The following is a 14,021-nucleotide window of genomic DNA, read 5'->3' as shown; positions in this document are numbered from 1 at the left end:
GGTTTCGGGGCTAAGCTGGCGGTATGACATATGATCAGGCCGTTTTGTTTGCGTTATTTGCTGCTGTCTTTGCCCTGCTGTTGTGGGGGCGTTTCCGATACGATCTGGTCGCCTTTGCCGCGCTGATGGCGGGGGTCGTTCTGGGAGTGGTGCCGGCCGGGGACGCCTTTGCCGGTTTCGGGCACCCTGCGACGCTGGTGGTGGCGCTGGTGCTGATTGTTTCGGCCGGGCTGGTGCGATCGGGCGCCGTGTTCCTGATCACCCGGACGCTGGTGGACAGTGCGCGCGGGCTTGGCGCGCATATCGCACTGATGGGCGGGGTTGGCGCGGTGCTGTCGGCCTTTATGAACAATGTGGCGGCGCTGGCGCTCTTGATGCCCGTCGATATTCAGACCGCGCGCAAGGCGGGCCGCGCGCCTGGGCTTAGCCTGATGCCTCTCTCTTTTGCCACTATCCTGGGCGGCATGGTGACGCTCATTGGCACACCGCCCAACATCATCATAGCTGCATTCCGGGAGGAGACCTTGGGCGAGCCGTTCCGGATGTTCGATTTTGCTCCGGTGGGCGGCACGGCAGCGCTCGCAGGCCTGGCGTTTGTGGCATTGATCGGCTGGCGGCTGATCCCGGCGCGGGAGAATGCGGCCGGCGCGTCGGAAGCGCAGCTGGCGCCGTATATGGCAGAACTGACGGTCGGCGAGGGTTCCGAACTGATCGGCAAGCGGCTGGGAGAGCTGGATGAAGAGGCCGAGAAAGCGGATGTGGCCATTCTCGGTCTGATCCGGGACGGCAAACGGCGCTATGGCCGGTCTGCAGCTGCCTTGCTGAAGGAAGGCGACACGCTGGTCCTTGAGGCGGAGCCGGAAGCCTTGGACGAGTTCCGCAGCGCCTTGAAACTGGATTTCGCCGACGCAGCGCGGCAGGAGAAGCTGACGGCAGCGGGCGACGGGCTGGAGCTGGCCGAGGTGGTGGTGCCGGAGACCGCCCGCATCCGCGGCCGCAGCGCCCAGTCCATCGGCCTGGCCTGGCGGCAAAGCGCGGTGCTGCTGGGGGTATCGCGCCAGGGCCGCCGGATTACCCGGCACATTCGCCAGACGGAGATCGAGGCTGGCGACATCCTGCTGCTCTTGTGCCCGCGCGGGCGCAGCGCTGATGTCACCGACTGGCTGGGCTGCCTGCCGCTGGCAGAGCGCGGGCTGGCGGTTACTGCCAATGACAAGACCTGGGCAGCCATAGGCCTGTTTGCCGCTGCAGTTCTCGCGGCTTCAATTGGCCTGCTGTACTTGCCGGTGGCCTTGGGGCTGGTCGCGATAGGCTATGTCCTGCTGAAGATCCTGCCGGTGGCAGAGATCTATGACCATATTGAATGGCCGGTGGTTGTGCTGCTTGGGTCGATGATCCCGCTGGGTGCCGCGCTGGACGCCTCGGGCGGGACGGCTTTGATTGCAGGTGCGCTGACGGGCCTGACCGCAGGACTGCCCGCCTGGGCAGTGCTGACTGTACTGATGGTCGTCACCATGACGCTGTCGGATGTGCTGAACAACACCGCAACAGCCATTGTCGCAGCCCCGGTCGGCATCCAGATGGCGGAGTCGCTCGGGGTGTCTCCGGACCCGTTCCTGATGGCGGTCGCTGTCGCGGCTTCGGCTGCCTTCCTGACCCCGATCGGGCACAAGAACAACACGCTGGTGCTTGGTCCCGGCGGATACCGTTTTGGCGACTACTGGCGCATGGGCCTGCCGCTGGAGGCTCTGGTTATTGCAGTGTCGATCCCCGCCATTCTGCTGTTCTGGCCTTTGTGATCCGCGGCCCCAAACCCCTCACAAGGATTTTGCGGGTTCCTCAGCCTCCTGCCCAGGATCGGCGTGATTGACGGCCCAGGCCTGCGACATCAGTGCAATTGCGGTAGAGCCTGCAAGCACCACAATCAGGAATGTTTTCTTGAAGTCCATTTCCCCACCCTTTGAAACCTCTCCCGGTTTCATATGGGCATTGCTTCAATAACTTTCCGTAAACATCTGCAGAGACGGCGGAAAGCCGCCACCGCTGTCTAGGCCGGCCCGGATCAAAGCGGCCAGATGAAGGGAATGATCAGCGAGGCCAGCAGGCCAACACTCAGGTTCAAAGGGATGCCGACGCGCAGGAAATCGGTGAACTTATAGCCGCCGGGACCGTAGACCAGCATGTTGGTCTGATAGCCAATGGGCGTGGCAAACGATGCCGAGGCCGCCACCATCACCGCCACCACCAGCGGCCGGGGATCTACGCCCATGGCCTGGGCCAATCCGATAGCAATCGGGGTCACCACCACGGCCACCGCGTTGTTGGAGACCAGCTCGGTCAGCACCGAGGTCAGCAGATAAACAGCCCAGACCAGGAGGAACGGCGGCAGCATCGACAGGAAGGGGGCTATGGCGTTGACGATCAACTCCACCGCGCCGGAGCTTTCCAGCGCCGCACCGATGGCCAGCATGGAAAAAATCAGCGCCAAGAGGCTGCCGTCAATGAAGGAAAACGCCTCATCCGCGTCGATGCAGCGAGTGACAAAGACCAGCGCCACGGCAAAGACAGACAGCATCAGGATCGGGGCGACGCCAAAGGCGGCCAGCAGCACGATGCCGAACAGCGCTGCAATGGCAATCGGCGCATGGCTGCGGCGGTAGGCGCGCTGGGTCGGCTGCGAGACATCGGCCAGGTCCATATCCGCTGCCAGGCGCTGAATATCGGCGGGCGCGCCTTCCAGCAGCAGCGTGTCCCCCACCCGCACCACCAGGTCATCCAGCTGCACGCCTATGTTCTGGTTCCGCCTGTGCACCGCCAGCGTATAGACGCCATAGCGGCGGCGCAGGCGCAAGGCGCCAAGCGAGCGGCCCACCATGCGGCAGCCCGGGGTGATCAGCACCTCAACGGTTTCGGTCTCCACCGCCGAGACCTGATCCACCCGCTTCAGCTCTTTGTTGGACTGCAGGCTAAGGAGTTCGGTCATCCTGGTACGCAGAACGACCCGGTCGCCCACCTGCAACTCCACCCCCTTGAGGTTGCGGCGCAGCGAGGCATCGCCGCGGATCACGTCAATGAGACGCACGCCGGGGCGCTTGAACAGTTGCACGCCGGTGACTTCACGGCCGATCAGGTTGCTGTCCGGCGGGATCACTGCCTCGGTGAAGAACTTCATCTTGGACTTGTCGCTGAGCAGCATCGCCATGCTGTCGCGGTCTGGCAGCAGCTTCGGGGCGATGAAGCGGAGATAAACCATGCCATAGACCACCAGGATCAGCCCCAGCGGCGTGACCTCGAAGATGCTGAAAGCCTCCATGCCCTGCGCCCGGGCAACACCATCCACCAGCAGGTTAGTCGAGGTGCCGATCAGCGTGAGCGTGCCACCCAGGATCGCCGCATAGCTTAGCGGGATCAGCATCTTGGAGGCAGAGACACCAAGCGTGCGTGCAATCTGCACAAACACCGGAATCATGACCACAACAACCGGCGTGTTGGACACCACGGCAGAGGCCGCCACAACAAAAGCCATTAGCAGCGCCACCGCCAGCCTGGGATTCACCTCGGCCTGTTTCTTGGCGATCTGGGTGAAGGCATCCAGCGCCCCGGTTCGCACCAGGGCGCCCATGATGATGAACATGGCCGCGATGGTCCAGGGCGCCGGGTTGGACAAGACCGGCAAAGCCTGGTCATACGGCAGAACGCCGGTGGCCAGCATTGCGGAGACGCCGGTCAGCGCCACCACTTCGGTCGGATAGGTCTCGCGCAAGAACGCCACGAACATGGCCAGGACAATGGCGAGCGCCAGAAACGCACTGCCGGTGTCACCGAATTGGAAAATCTGCATATGCCGTGACTACGCCCATAGTGTTACAGGCGGGTTGATTGCGCCCGAAGACGTGCCGCCATCGGGCAGTTTCCCCCAAACCCCTTGGCGGAGCAAGAAATTCCGCATCTTCTCCGCTTCCCGATAGAAATTTCAGGATTTTTTACAACAAAGCGCCGGCTTGCAGATAAATCCTCCTGCAAGCGGCGGCATCTGGAGAACCCCAATCGGGCTCAGGCGGGTTCAGGGGGCGGCGTCCTGCAGCAGGCCGCCGTTGCGCACCATGCGAATCTGCTTGGCGGCGCCGGTGCGGTCGTCGGTTTCAACAAAGACGCCGGACAAGGTTGCCTCGCCGTTTGCGGGCGTAAAGCGGGCTTTCGGCATGCCGGTCAGGAAGCGGCGCATCGGTTCCGCCTTGTCCATGCCGATGACGGAATTGTAGTCGCCGCACATGCCTGCGTCGGTCAGGTAGCCAGTGCCCTCCGACAGGATCTGCGCATCCGCCGTCGGCACATGGGTGTGGGTGCCCACCACCAGCGAAGCGCGACCATTGCAGAAGTGGCCCATCGCCATCTTCTCGGAGGTGGCTTCGCAGTGCATGTCGACGATGATGGCCTGGGCCAGCCCGCCGCGCGGGTGCGACTTCAGCACGGCTTCCACTGCGCCGAAAGGATCGTCAAAGGCGCGTTTCATGAAGACCTGGCCCAGTACCTGCACCACCAGCACCTTTCGCCCGCCCGGTGCTTGGAACAGCCTGTAACCGAGGCCCGGTGCACCCTTGGCGAAGTTCAGTGGCCGGATAATGCGCTGCTCTTTCTCGATGAACTGCAGCATGTCCTTCTGATCAAAGGCATGATCGCCCAAAGTCAGGCAGTCGACACCCGCATCCAGCAGCAGCTTGGCGTGCTCACCGCTGAGCCCCATGCCGTTTGAGGCGTTTTCGCCGTTCACCACAACAAAATCGAGCCGCCATTCCTGCCGCAGCCGCGGCAGGGTTTCGGTAATGGCACGGCGCCCGGCGCGGCCCATCACATCGCCTAGAAACAGAATTCGCATTTCTGTCTCCTAGGCTGCGAGGCGCCGCAGGACAAGTGTCTGCCGGGCGGCTTAACGCGAAAACTGCAGAATGCGGCTTTCGGTGACCATCATGTCGAGCGGCTGGTCGGTGGGCTCCAGCGGCAGCTCTTCGGCTTCCTGAGCGTCAAAGGCAAAGCCGATCGCCAGGGTTGCCCGCTTGCCGCGCAAAAGCTCCAGCGTGCGGTCGTAGAAGCCGCCGCCGTAGCCCAAGCGTCCGCCCTTGGCGTCAAAGGCGACCAGCGGCACCACCACGATTTCCGGCTCGAAGAAATCATCTACCTCAGGCACACGGGCACCGAAGGGGCCATCGCGCATGGCGCCTTCCGGCTGCCAGCGGCTGAATTTCAGCGGCATCCCCTCGCCCATGATCACCGGCACACCGACGGGGCCGTGCGCCGCAGCCTCGGCCATCACCGGCAGCGGATCGATCTCGGTGCGGATCGGCATGTAGCCCGCCAAAGGCACGCCGCGATAGCCGGCCAGCACCTCAGCCAGATGTCCGGCGACGCCCGGCAGATTGCGGGCATGCGCTTCCTTGCGGCGGGCAAAGGCGGCTTTGCGAGCGGCGGCTTTAATCTCGGTCAGATCCATCATGGCGGTCTCCTAAAGCAATACGGCGGCGGCGAGCCCGAGGAAGGCGAAGAAGCCGACCACATCGGTCACGGTGGTCACAAAGGCGCCGGAGGCCAGCGCCGGGTCGATGTTCATTTTCTCAAGTAGAACCGGGATCACTGTGCCTGCCAGCCCGGCCACGACCAGATTGATCACCATCGCGACGGCAATCACCGCGCCCAGCATCGGCGAGCCGAACCAGGCAATCCCTACAATGCCCATCACCACTGCAAAGATCAGCCCATTGACCAGCCCCACCAGCACCTCACGGCGGATCACCCGCCAGACGTTGGAGCCTGTAAGGTCACGGGTGGCAATCGCGCGCACGGCAACGGTCAGCGACTGGGTGCCGGCATTGCCGCCCATCGAGGCGACAATCGGCATCAGCACCGCAAGCGCCACGATCTGGGCAATCGCGGCCTCGAACTGGGCAATCACCAGCGAGGCCAGCACCGCGGTCACCAGGTTCACTGCCAGCCACGGAAAGCGGCGCTTGGTGGTCTCGATCACCTTGTCGGCCAGCGAGCTTTCCTCGCCGACACCGGCGAGGCGCAGGATGTCTTCCTCGTGTTCTTCGTCCAGCACCACCATGGCGTCGTCGATGGTGATGACCCCGACCAGGCGGCCTTCCTCATCCGTCACCGGCGCCGAGATCAGGTGGTACTGGTTGAAGGCATAGGCCACGTCTTCCTCGTCCTGGTCGGCCGGGATCACCTGGAAGGTCTCCTCGACCAGCTCCTTCAGTGGCACCTCGCGCTTGGCGCCCATGATCCGGCCCAGGGTGACATTGCCGATCGGATGGGTGCGCGGATCAACCAGAACCATGTGGTAGAACTGCTCCGGAAGATCATCGGACTCGCGCATGAAATCAATGGCCTGGCCAACGTTCCAATGCTCGGGCGCCATCACCACCTCGCGCTGCATCAGACGGCCGGCGGAGTTTTCAGGGAAGCTCAGCGACTGCTCGACCGCAACCCGGTCGGCATCTTCCAGCACATCCAGAATGGCTTCCTGCTGCGGCTCCTCAAGGTCTTCCAGAAGGTCGACGACATCGTCGCTTTCCAGCTCCCGCACCGCCTCGGCCAGAACCGCCGGGTTGAGGATGCCGATCACCTCTTCGCGGATGCTTTCATCCAGCTCCGAGAGGATGTCGCCGTCGAACTCGCGGTCGTAAAGCCGGATCAGGTCTTCCCGTTCCTGCGGGCTGACCTGTTCCAGAAGGTCGGCGATGTCGGCGGCGTGCAGGTCTTCCAGCAGCGCTGTCAGCTCAGCCTGATCGCCGCGGTCCACCGCGTCGCGGACCTGGGCCACCAGGGTGCGGTCCAGGTCATAGGCATCATCCTGAGACAGGTCGCCGGTGATATTGTCGCCGCTGCTCATGTGATGCCCCCCGGAGTATTTTCTTGAGTGTTTGCCCGTAAAATAGAAGAAGCGCTTACCGGAAAACAACGGCAATGGGCCAATTTACCGGAGCTTGAGGCGCGGGTATCCTGAGCACGGCGCATTTGCAAGGAAAGGCTGGACGGAATGGCTGCGGATTACATTCTAATTGGGCAAGTGCTGTCTTTTTCCCACTCCCCCTTCACCGGGGAGCGCCCGGAGGACGCCGCCCGGCTGGATGAGGCCGTGGGTGTGAGCGGAGACAAGGTAGCAGGCACCGGCACCCTGGCAGAAATGCAGGCGCTGCTGCCGGGGGCCTTGATAGTGGACTACGGCCCGCACCTGATCATGGCGGGGTTTGTCGATGCCCATGTGCATTACCCGCAGACCGCGATCATCGCCAGCTGGGGCAAGCGGCTGATCGATTGGCTGAACAGCTATACCTTTCCGGAGGAGATGCGGTTTGCGGACCGGGAATATGCAAATGAGATCGCCGGCCGCTACCTGGATCTGACCACAGCGCATGGCACCACCACGGTCTGCAGCTATTGCACCATCCGCCCCGAAAGCGTGGAGGCGTTCTTCTCCGCGGCGCAGGTGCGCGGGCAGCGGGTGGTCGCAGGCAAGACCTGCATGGACCGCAACGCGCCGGAGGGGCTGCGGGACACGGCGCAGTCGGCCTATGACGACTCGGAGGCGCTGATTGGGCACTGGCACGGGGTTGACCGGCTGGAGTATGCGATTACGCCGCGCTTTTCGCCGACTTCCAGCCCTGAGCAGCTGGAGGCGATGGGGGCATTGTGGGCCAAGCACCCGGAATGCCTTATGCAGACGCATCTGAGCGAGCAAACTGACGAGATCGCCTGGGTTCGGGAGTTGTTCCCGCAAGCGCGTGATTACCTGGACACATACGAAGAATTCGGGCTGCTGGGCGCCAAGGGGCTTTACGGCCATGCGATCCATCTGGAAGAGCGCGAACGGCACCGGCTGCGGGAGTTCGGCGCGGCTTTGATCCATTGCCCGACGTCCAATACGTTCATCGGGTCAGGCCTGTTCGACATGGCCGGGCTGATGGCTGAGGGGCAGCGGATCGGGCTGGCGACAGATACCGGAGGCGGATCGAGTTTCTCGATGCTGCGCACCATGGCAGCGGCTTATGAAATCGGCCAGCTGCGCGGCACACCGCTGCACGCGGCGCAATTGTTGTGGCTGGCGACCCAGGGGTCGGCGGCGGCGCTGCGGATGGAGAGTAAGATCGGAAATATCGCGGCCGGCATGGAGGCAGATCTGGCGGTGCTGGATCTGGCCTCCACCCCGGCGATTGCGCAGCGTTCTGAACGCGCGTTGGATCTATGGGAGGCGGTATTTCCGACTATCATGATGGGCGATGACCGCGCGGTCGCCGAGGTTTGGATCGGCGGCCGGCGGGTTTAGGTGAGGCGCTGGCGCGCCTCTGCCCCCGGCGGGGATATTTTTGGCCAGAAGAAGAACTGGGCTCCTAGTCCATCAGCCGCTGGGCAAGCTGGCCATGGCGTTCCAGAAGGCGCGGCATATCCAGCGTGGTGATTTCGCCGCCTTTGACAATCTGCCTGCCTTCAACAAAGAGGTGCTTGACCTGGGTGGGGCCGGCCAGCAGCAGCGCGGCGGCGTCCCAGCTGCCGCTGGAGGCCACCCCTTTGGTGTCCCAGATTGCGATATCGGCGCGTTTACCAGGCTCCAGGCGGCCGCAGTCGGGGCGGCCCAGCACATCGGCGCCGCCGCGGGTGGCGATTTCCAGCGCCTCATAGGCGCTCATCGCATCGGCGCCATTGGCGACCCTCTGCAGCAGCATGGCCTGGCGCGCCTCGCCGCTGAGGCTGGCCATGTCGTTGCTGGCAGAACCGTCGACCCCCAGGCCAACCGGCACGCCAGCATCGCGCATTGCACGCACGGGCGCGATGCCGCTGCCCAGACGGCAGTTGGAACAGGGGCAATGGGCGACGCCGGTACGGGTTTTGGCAAAGAGGTCAATCTCTTGCCCATCAAGCTTCACGCAGTGGGCGTGCCAGACGTCATCGCCAGTCCAGCCGAGTTCCTCGGCATATTGACCGGGGCGGCAGCCGAAGTTGGCCTCGGAATAGGCAATGTCCTCGTCGTTCTCGGCCAGGTGGGTGTGCAGCATCACCCCCTTGTCGCGGGCCAGGATGGCGGCGTCGCGCATCAGCTCTCGGCTCACAGAGAACGGCGAACACGGGGCCAAACCGACCCGGACCATGGAGCCTTCGGAGGCGTCGTGGAAGCTGTCGACCACGCGGATCATGTCATCCAGGATGGCGCGTTCATTCTCGACCAGGCTGTCCGGCGGCAGCCCCCCGTCGCTTTCGCCGATGCTCATAGCGCCGCGGGTCGGGTGGAAACGCAGGCCCACTTCGCGGGCGGCGTGGATGGTGTCCTCCAGCCGAGCACCATTGGGATAAAGGTAGAGGTGGTCAGAGCTGAGCGTGCAGCCCGACAACGCCAGTTCCGCCAGGCCCAGCTGGGCGGAGACAAACATCTCGTCGGGGGTGAAGCGCGCCCAGATCGGGTAGAGCCGCTGGAGCCAGCCGAACAGCAGCGCATCCTGCGCGCCCGGCACCGCGCGGGTGAGGTTCTGGTAGAGGTGGTGGTGGGTGTTCACCAGGCCCGGAGTGACCACGCAGCCGCGGCCTGAAACGATTTCGCCGGCTGTCTCCAGCCCCTGCCCTATGGCCGCGATCTGCCCCTCCCGGATCAGCACATCGGCGCCACGCAGCACTTGGCGGCGGTCATCCATCGTCAGAATGGTGTCCGCATTTTGAATCAGAATTTCTGCCATAGTCACACACTCCTTTTGGCAGCCCGCTTCAGAGGAATGTGTGACAGCCGATGGAAAACGGGCAAAGAACCGGCCTGAGGCGCAGGCTACAGCCCGGGGCAGCCGGTTTCAAGCAGTTCAGGACCGGCCGAGTTCAGGACTGGCGCAGCAGTTCCAGCGCTGCGGCGTGAATTTCCGCATTGGCAGCCGCCAGGGCACGGCCGCCGTTGTGGGCCGGATTGCCCTGCCAATCGGTGACGATGCCGCCCGCCGCCTGGATCAGAGCAATCGGCGCCTGAATGTCGTAAGGATTAAGGCCAGCCTCGATCACCAGATCAACCTGCCCGGCCGCCACCAGCGCATAGGCATAGCAATCGGTTCCGTAGCGGGTGAGCTTGGCGCAGGCAGCTACGCGCTCAAAGGAAGCGCGTTCTTCCGGAGTGCCGACTTCCGGAAAGGTGGTGAACAGAATGGCATCTTCCAGCGCTGCGGTGGTGCGGGTTTGCAAGGAATGCTCGCCCAGCGGGCCCGTCATCGAGGCGATATCAGGGCCGCCGCAGAACCGTTCACCGGTGTAGGGCTGGTCGATCACCCCGAGAAAGGGACCGTTTTCGTCCGCGAGTGCTATCAGCACACCCCAGGTCGGCGTGCCGCTGATGAAACCGCGGGTGCCGTCGATCGGGTCCAGAACCCAGGTGCGGCCCGAGCTGCCTTGTTCGGTGCCAAACTCCTCCCCCAGGATGCCATCCTCGGGCCGCAGTTCCGCCAGCACCGCCCGCATCGCCTGCTCGGCTGCGCGGTCGGCCACGGTGACGGGATCAAACCCGCCGGCCAGCTTGTTCTCAGCATTCAGGGAAGCGGTGCGGAAATGCGGCAGGATGGCGGCGCGGGCTGCGTCTGCCATCCTGTGCGCAACATCAAGATCGGAAAAGGCGGCCTGTGTCATGCCCTTAGGGGTGCCACCCGGCCGCTTTTATTGCAAGCGCAAATCCCGCCTTCTGCAAGGATTGCGCCGCAAAGACAGTCTTAGACGCCGTCCCGGTTTCAGGCCGCGTCGCTCAGCACGCGGGCCAGTTCAAACAGGCGGCGGCGCTGGTTTTCCGGAATTGCGTAATAGGAGCGCACCAAATCAAGCGCTTCCTTGTCCCCCATCAGGTCCTCCGGCACCGCGGCTTTCTCAGCCGGGGCTTTGCCTTCTTCCTGCAGCCCTTCGAAAAAGAAGCTGACCGGCACTTCGAGGGCATCGGAGATGTCCCAGAGCCGGGAGGCGCTGACCCGGTTTGCACCGGTTTCATATTTCTGAATTTGCTGGAATTTGATGCCGACCTGTTCGGCGAGTTGCTGCTGCGTCATGCCGATCAGCCACCGGCGGTGGCGGATACGCTTTCCCACATGCACGTCAACGGGATGAGCCATGCGTTTCTCCTAGTCTCAAAAATCCGGCTGCAACCCGGACCGCTGCATTCCATAAACCTGTTCCGGTGAAGTCAAATCCGTACCGGAAACATGTTTCCCCATCAGAGCGATCTGAGCTCAACCTCTGCGCAAAAGTGTACAACCCTTGCGATTGATTGCAAGGCTGCCGTCGCCCCCGGCCGGCCGCCGAAGCCCAAGCGCATGATTTCATGTATCATTTTTCTAAACGTTTTATTGCCAATCAGCTGCCGTTCGCGTACCTCCCCAAAAATAGCGAGGTGCGCTCCCCTGCGGAGCCCCGCCAGTGTGACCCCGCGAATCACACTGATTCACGCAAAAGGTGAGGAAAAAATCATGAGAGTTTTCCAGGTTCCCGCCCCAGGCAGCGCCCCGGTCCTGACGGAGGCTGCATGTCCGCCGCCAGGACCCGGAGAGGCCGCTGTTGCGCTGCGTGCCTGCGGGCTGAACTTTGCTGATCTGCTGATGATCAAGGGCAGTTACCAGGATACGCCGGAGCCGCCTTTCACCCTTGGACTGGAAGCCGCTGGCGTTGTCACCGCGCTTGGCCCCGGCGCTGAAGGATTTGCCATCGGCGACCGGGTGGCGGTATTCGGCGGTTCCGGCGGGCTCGCCGAAGCAGGGGTGTTCGACGCCGCACGTCTGATCCGGATCCCTGACACTATGAGTTTTGAACATGCGGCGGCGCTGCAGATCGCCTATGGCACCAGCCATATGGCGCTGGATCACTGCGCCAGAATGCAGCCCGGGGAGACCTTGCTGGTTACCGGGGCCGCCGGCGGCGTTGGCCTGACAGCGGTGGAAATCGGCAAGCTTATGGGGGCAACGGTGATTGCCCAGGCCCGCGGCAAGGACAAGCTGGAGGTTGCTGCAGCGGCCGGCGCTGACCACCTGATCGACGCCGATGAAGACCTGCGCGCCGCCGTAAAGGGGCTGGGCGGCGCTGACGTGGTGTATGACGCGATTGGCGGCGATGTCTGGAAGGCCGCTTTCCGCTCTGCCAACCCGGGTGCACGGCTGCTGCCGGTGGGCTTTGCCGGGGGCGAGGTTCCGCAAATTCCCGCCAACCATCTGCTGGTGAAAAACCTGACCGTGATCGGGTTCTATCTCGGCGGCTACATGAAGTTCCGCCCCGAAGCCGTGCGGCAGTCTTTTGAGACACTGTTTGCGTGGCACAGCACGGGCCGGATCAAACCCCACATCAGCCACACCCTGCCGCTGGAGCAGGCCGCCGAAGGGCTGGAGCTGCTGCGCAGCCGGAAATCCACCGGCAAAGTTGTCATCACTATGGACAGCACCAGCTGATCCCCGGCGCCGCCTCTCCCGGCGGTCCTCCCGCCCGTCGCAAGCGCATTTGAAAATGCACCGCTCCCGTTGGGCCAGGCTCAGCGCCTTAAGCGCTGAGCCTGGCCCAAGGCCGCCAAGGTGGCTCTGGCGAAGCCAGGGCATCCTGCGGGCGCGGGAGCACCTCCCCCGCTTCTGTTTCCAGCCCTCTGCTTTGCGGCTTTAGCTGGCCGCCCGCAGCGGCACCGGCCGCATGGCGGCGAAGCCTTGGCGGATCAGCGCAGCGAGCTCTTCGACAAAGGGCGCCCGCACTTTTTCGGCGCCATAGAGGTTGATGTGCTGAACCGGCAGCTCCGGCAGGGTGCCGCCGTGATCGATCAGCTCCTGATGCGGCGGCTGGGTGCCCTCGAGCAGCACACCGACAGCGAGATCTGCGCTGACGGTTGCCTCCACCGTGCGGTCGGAATCGCTGTCGAGCGCCATTTCCCAGGCCGCGCCTTCCGCATCCAGCGCCGCGGTCGCCTCAGTGCGGAAAATGCACTTGCGGCAGAACCCCAGCCGCAGCGGCCGCTGCCGCCAGGCCGATCCGTTCACTGCGCCAACCCAGCGCAACGGCATCTGGTGGATGGTCTCGCTGCCCTCGCCCGCCCCTGTTTCGGTGGTCAGGATCAGGTCCATCTTGCCGCGCGCGAACTCCGCCTTCAGCTCGCGGGTGTTCGAGGTGCACAGATTGACGTTCACCCGCGGGTAGCTGGCATTGAACCGCTGCATCACCTGCGGGATCACCGGATGCACCACGTCATGGGGCACCCCGAGAATCACCTCGCCCTCAAAGGCCTGATCAGTCAGCCGCGCGATCACCTCGTCATTCATTGCCACCATACGGCGGGCATAGGCCAGGAGCTGCTCGCCTGACGCCGTCAGTGCAATGCTGCGCCCGGAGCGGTCCAGCAGGTCCAGCCCCAACAGCTCCTCCAGCCGTTTCAGCTGCATCGACACCGCCGACTGGGTGAGATGCAGGAAGCCCGCGGCGCGGGTCACCCCGCCATGGTCCGCCACCGCCACAAAGGAGCGGAGCGTGGTGATATCAAGATTTCTAACCATCACGACACCTGATGAGTTGCATCAAAAACATTCGCTTTCAAAATATGCCATACACCCCCATATTCATCAACAGAAATGATCACCCGAAAGGGAACCATCACAAACTTAACTGAAGGATCCGCGCCATGACCTACCTGACCTCCACCCGCTCCGTCCCCTGCACCGCCGCCAAGCCGCGCCTGTCCCTGACCGCCCGCATAGGTCTGCATCTGGCCGCCTGGCGCCAGCGCCGCCAGCTGGCCAAGCTCGACGCGCGCGCCCTGGAGGACATCGGCGTGACCCGGGCGGAAGCCGAGGCCGAGGCCCGCCGCGGGGCCTGGAGCGCGCCGGATCACTGGAGCTGCTGAGCCCTCAGACGGCCGGTACAAGCCGCTGTTGGGAGCGGGCCGCAAAAATGCGGCCCGTTTGCTTGTTTTTTCCGGCAATTCTTACCTGAAATACTTGAACCAAAGCGCGCTTCCCCCGATATTTACCGGGAAAGCTGCCTGCCGCGGCCCT

13 protein-coding genes are annotated in these 14,021 nt (G+C 63.7%); 4 read left to right on the top strand and 9 right to left on the bottom strand.

What is annotated here, in order from left to right; all coding sequences use genetic code 11:
• Positions 1-23 precede the first annotated feature (23 nt).
• Positions 24-1,799, top strand: a complete 1,776-nt coding sequence (locus RA19_RS24645; RefSeq protein ID WP_039168261.1) for an SLC13 family permease — start codon at positions 24-26, stop codon at positions 1,797-1,799.
• 18 nt (positions 1,800-1,817) lie between these two features.
• Here RA19_RS24645 and RA19_RS27700 read toward each other — a convergent pair whose 3' ends face one another.
• The 5 genes from RA19_RS27700 to mgtE form a co-directional block, all read right to left on the bottom strand.
• Positions 1,818-1,949 carry a hypothetical protein gene (locus RA19_RS27700; RefSeq protein WP_275041756.1) on the bottom strand — a complete coding sequence of 44 codons (132 nt, stop codon included), beginning with the start codon at positions 1,947-1,949 and terminating at the stop codon, positions 1,818-1,820.
• Between the two features lie 113 nt (positions 1,950-2,062).
• Positions 2,063-3,841, bottom strand: coding sequence for an SLC13 family permease (locus RA19_RS24640; protein ID WP_039168258.1), 1,779 nt, complete (start codon positions 3,839-3,841; stop codon positions 2,063-2,065).
• Positions 3,842-4,063: 222 nt separating this feature from the next.
• A complete protein-coding gene (locus tag RA19_RS24635) occupies positions 4,064-4,876 on the bottom strand; it encodes a TIGR00282 family metallophosphoesterase (protein WP_039168256.1) in 813 nt (270 codons plus the stop codon).
• A gap of 51 nt (positions 4,877-4,927) precedes the next feature.
• Complete coding sequence (locus RA19_RS24630) at positions 4,928-5,491, bottom strand: 5-formyltetrahydrofolate cyclo-ligase (RefSeq protein WP_039168254.1); 564 nt, start codon at positions 5,489-5,491, stop codon at positions 4,928-4,930.
• A 9-nt stretch (positions 5,492-5,500) separates the two neighbouring features.
• Positions 5,501-6,889: a magnesium transporter gene (gene mgtE / locus RA19_RS24625; RefSeq protein ID WP_039168253.1), complete on the bottom strand. Its 1,389-nt coding sequence runs from the start codon at positions 6,887-6,889 to the stop codon at positions 5,501-5,503.
• A 147-nt stretch (positions 6,890-7,036) separates the two neighbouring features.
• Here mgtE and guaD point away from each other — a divergent pair, with 147 nt between their 5' ends.
• Positions 7,037-8,323, top strand: coding sequence for a guanine deaminase (gene guaD, locus RA19_RS24620; RefSeq protein ID WP_039168250.1), 1,287 nt, complete (start codon positions 7,037-7,039; stop codon positions 8,321-8,323).
• 64 nt (positions 8,324-8,387) lie between these two features.
• Here guaD and RA19_RS24615 read toward each other — a convergent pair whose 3' ends face one another.
• The 3 genes from RA19_RS24615 to RA19_RS24605 all read right to left on the bottom strand — a co-directional run bounded on the left by RA19_RS24615 (position 8,388) and on the right by RA19_RS24605 (position 11,117).
• A complete protein-coding gene (locus RA19_RS24615; protein ID WP_039168247.1) occupies positions 8,388-9,722 on the bottom strand; it encodes an 8-oxoguanine deaminase in 1,335 nt (444 codons plus the stop codon).
• A gap of 133 nt (positions 9,723-9,855) precedes the next feature.
• Positions 9,856-10,647 (bottom strand): histidinol-phosphatase, encoded by a 792-nt coding sequence (gene hisN / locus RA19_RS24610; RefSeq protein ID WP_039168244.1) that lies wholly within the window; start codon positions 10,645-10,647, stop codon positions 9,856-9,858.
• Positions 10,648-10,745: 98 nt separating this feature from the next.
• Positions 10,746-11,117, bottom strand: coding sequence for a helix-turn-helix domain-containing protein (locus tag RA19_RS24605; protein ID WP_039168241.1), 372 nt, complete (start codon positions 11,115-11,117; stop codon positions 10,746-10,748).
• Positions 11,118-11,471: 354 nt separating this feature from the next.
• On the opposite strand from RA19_RS24605, the gene RA19_RS24600 reads away from it, so the two are divergent.
• Positions 11,472-12,440, top strand: coding sequence for an NADPH:quinone oxidoreductase family protein (locus tag RA19_RS24600; RefSeq protein ID WP_039168238.1), 969 nt, complete (start codon positions 11,472-11,474; stop codon positions 12,438-12,440).
• A 201-nt stretch (positions 12,441-12,641) separates the two neighbouring features.
• On the opposite strand, the gene RA19_RS24595 is transcribed toward RA19_RS24600, so the two are convergent.
• Positions 12,642-13,523, bottom strand: a complete 882-nt coding sequence (locus RA19_RS24595) for a LysR family transcriptional regulator (protein ID WP_039168233.1) — start codon at positions 13,521-13,523, stop codon at positions 12,642-12,644.
• 125 nt (positions 13,524-13,648) lie between these two features.
• On the opposite strand from RA19_RS24595, the gene RA19_RS24590 reads away from it, so the two are divergent.
• Positions 13,649-13,870, top strand: coding sequence for a DUF1127 domain-containing protein (locus RA19_RS24590; protein WP_039168231.1), 222 nt, complete (start codon positions 13,649-13,651; stop codon positions 13,868-13,870).
• The last annotated feature ends 151 nt before the right edge of the window (positions 13,871-14,021 follow it).

It is taken from the genome of Leisingera sp. ANG-M1, from assembly GCF_000813745.1.
Classification (GTDB): domain Bacteria; phylum Pseudomonadota; class Alphaproteobacteria; order Rhodobacterales; family Rhodobacteraceae; genus Leisingera.
Note: the sequence above shows the minus strand (reverse complement) of the source record. Positions and strands in the feature narration are given on the sequence as shown.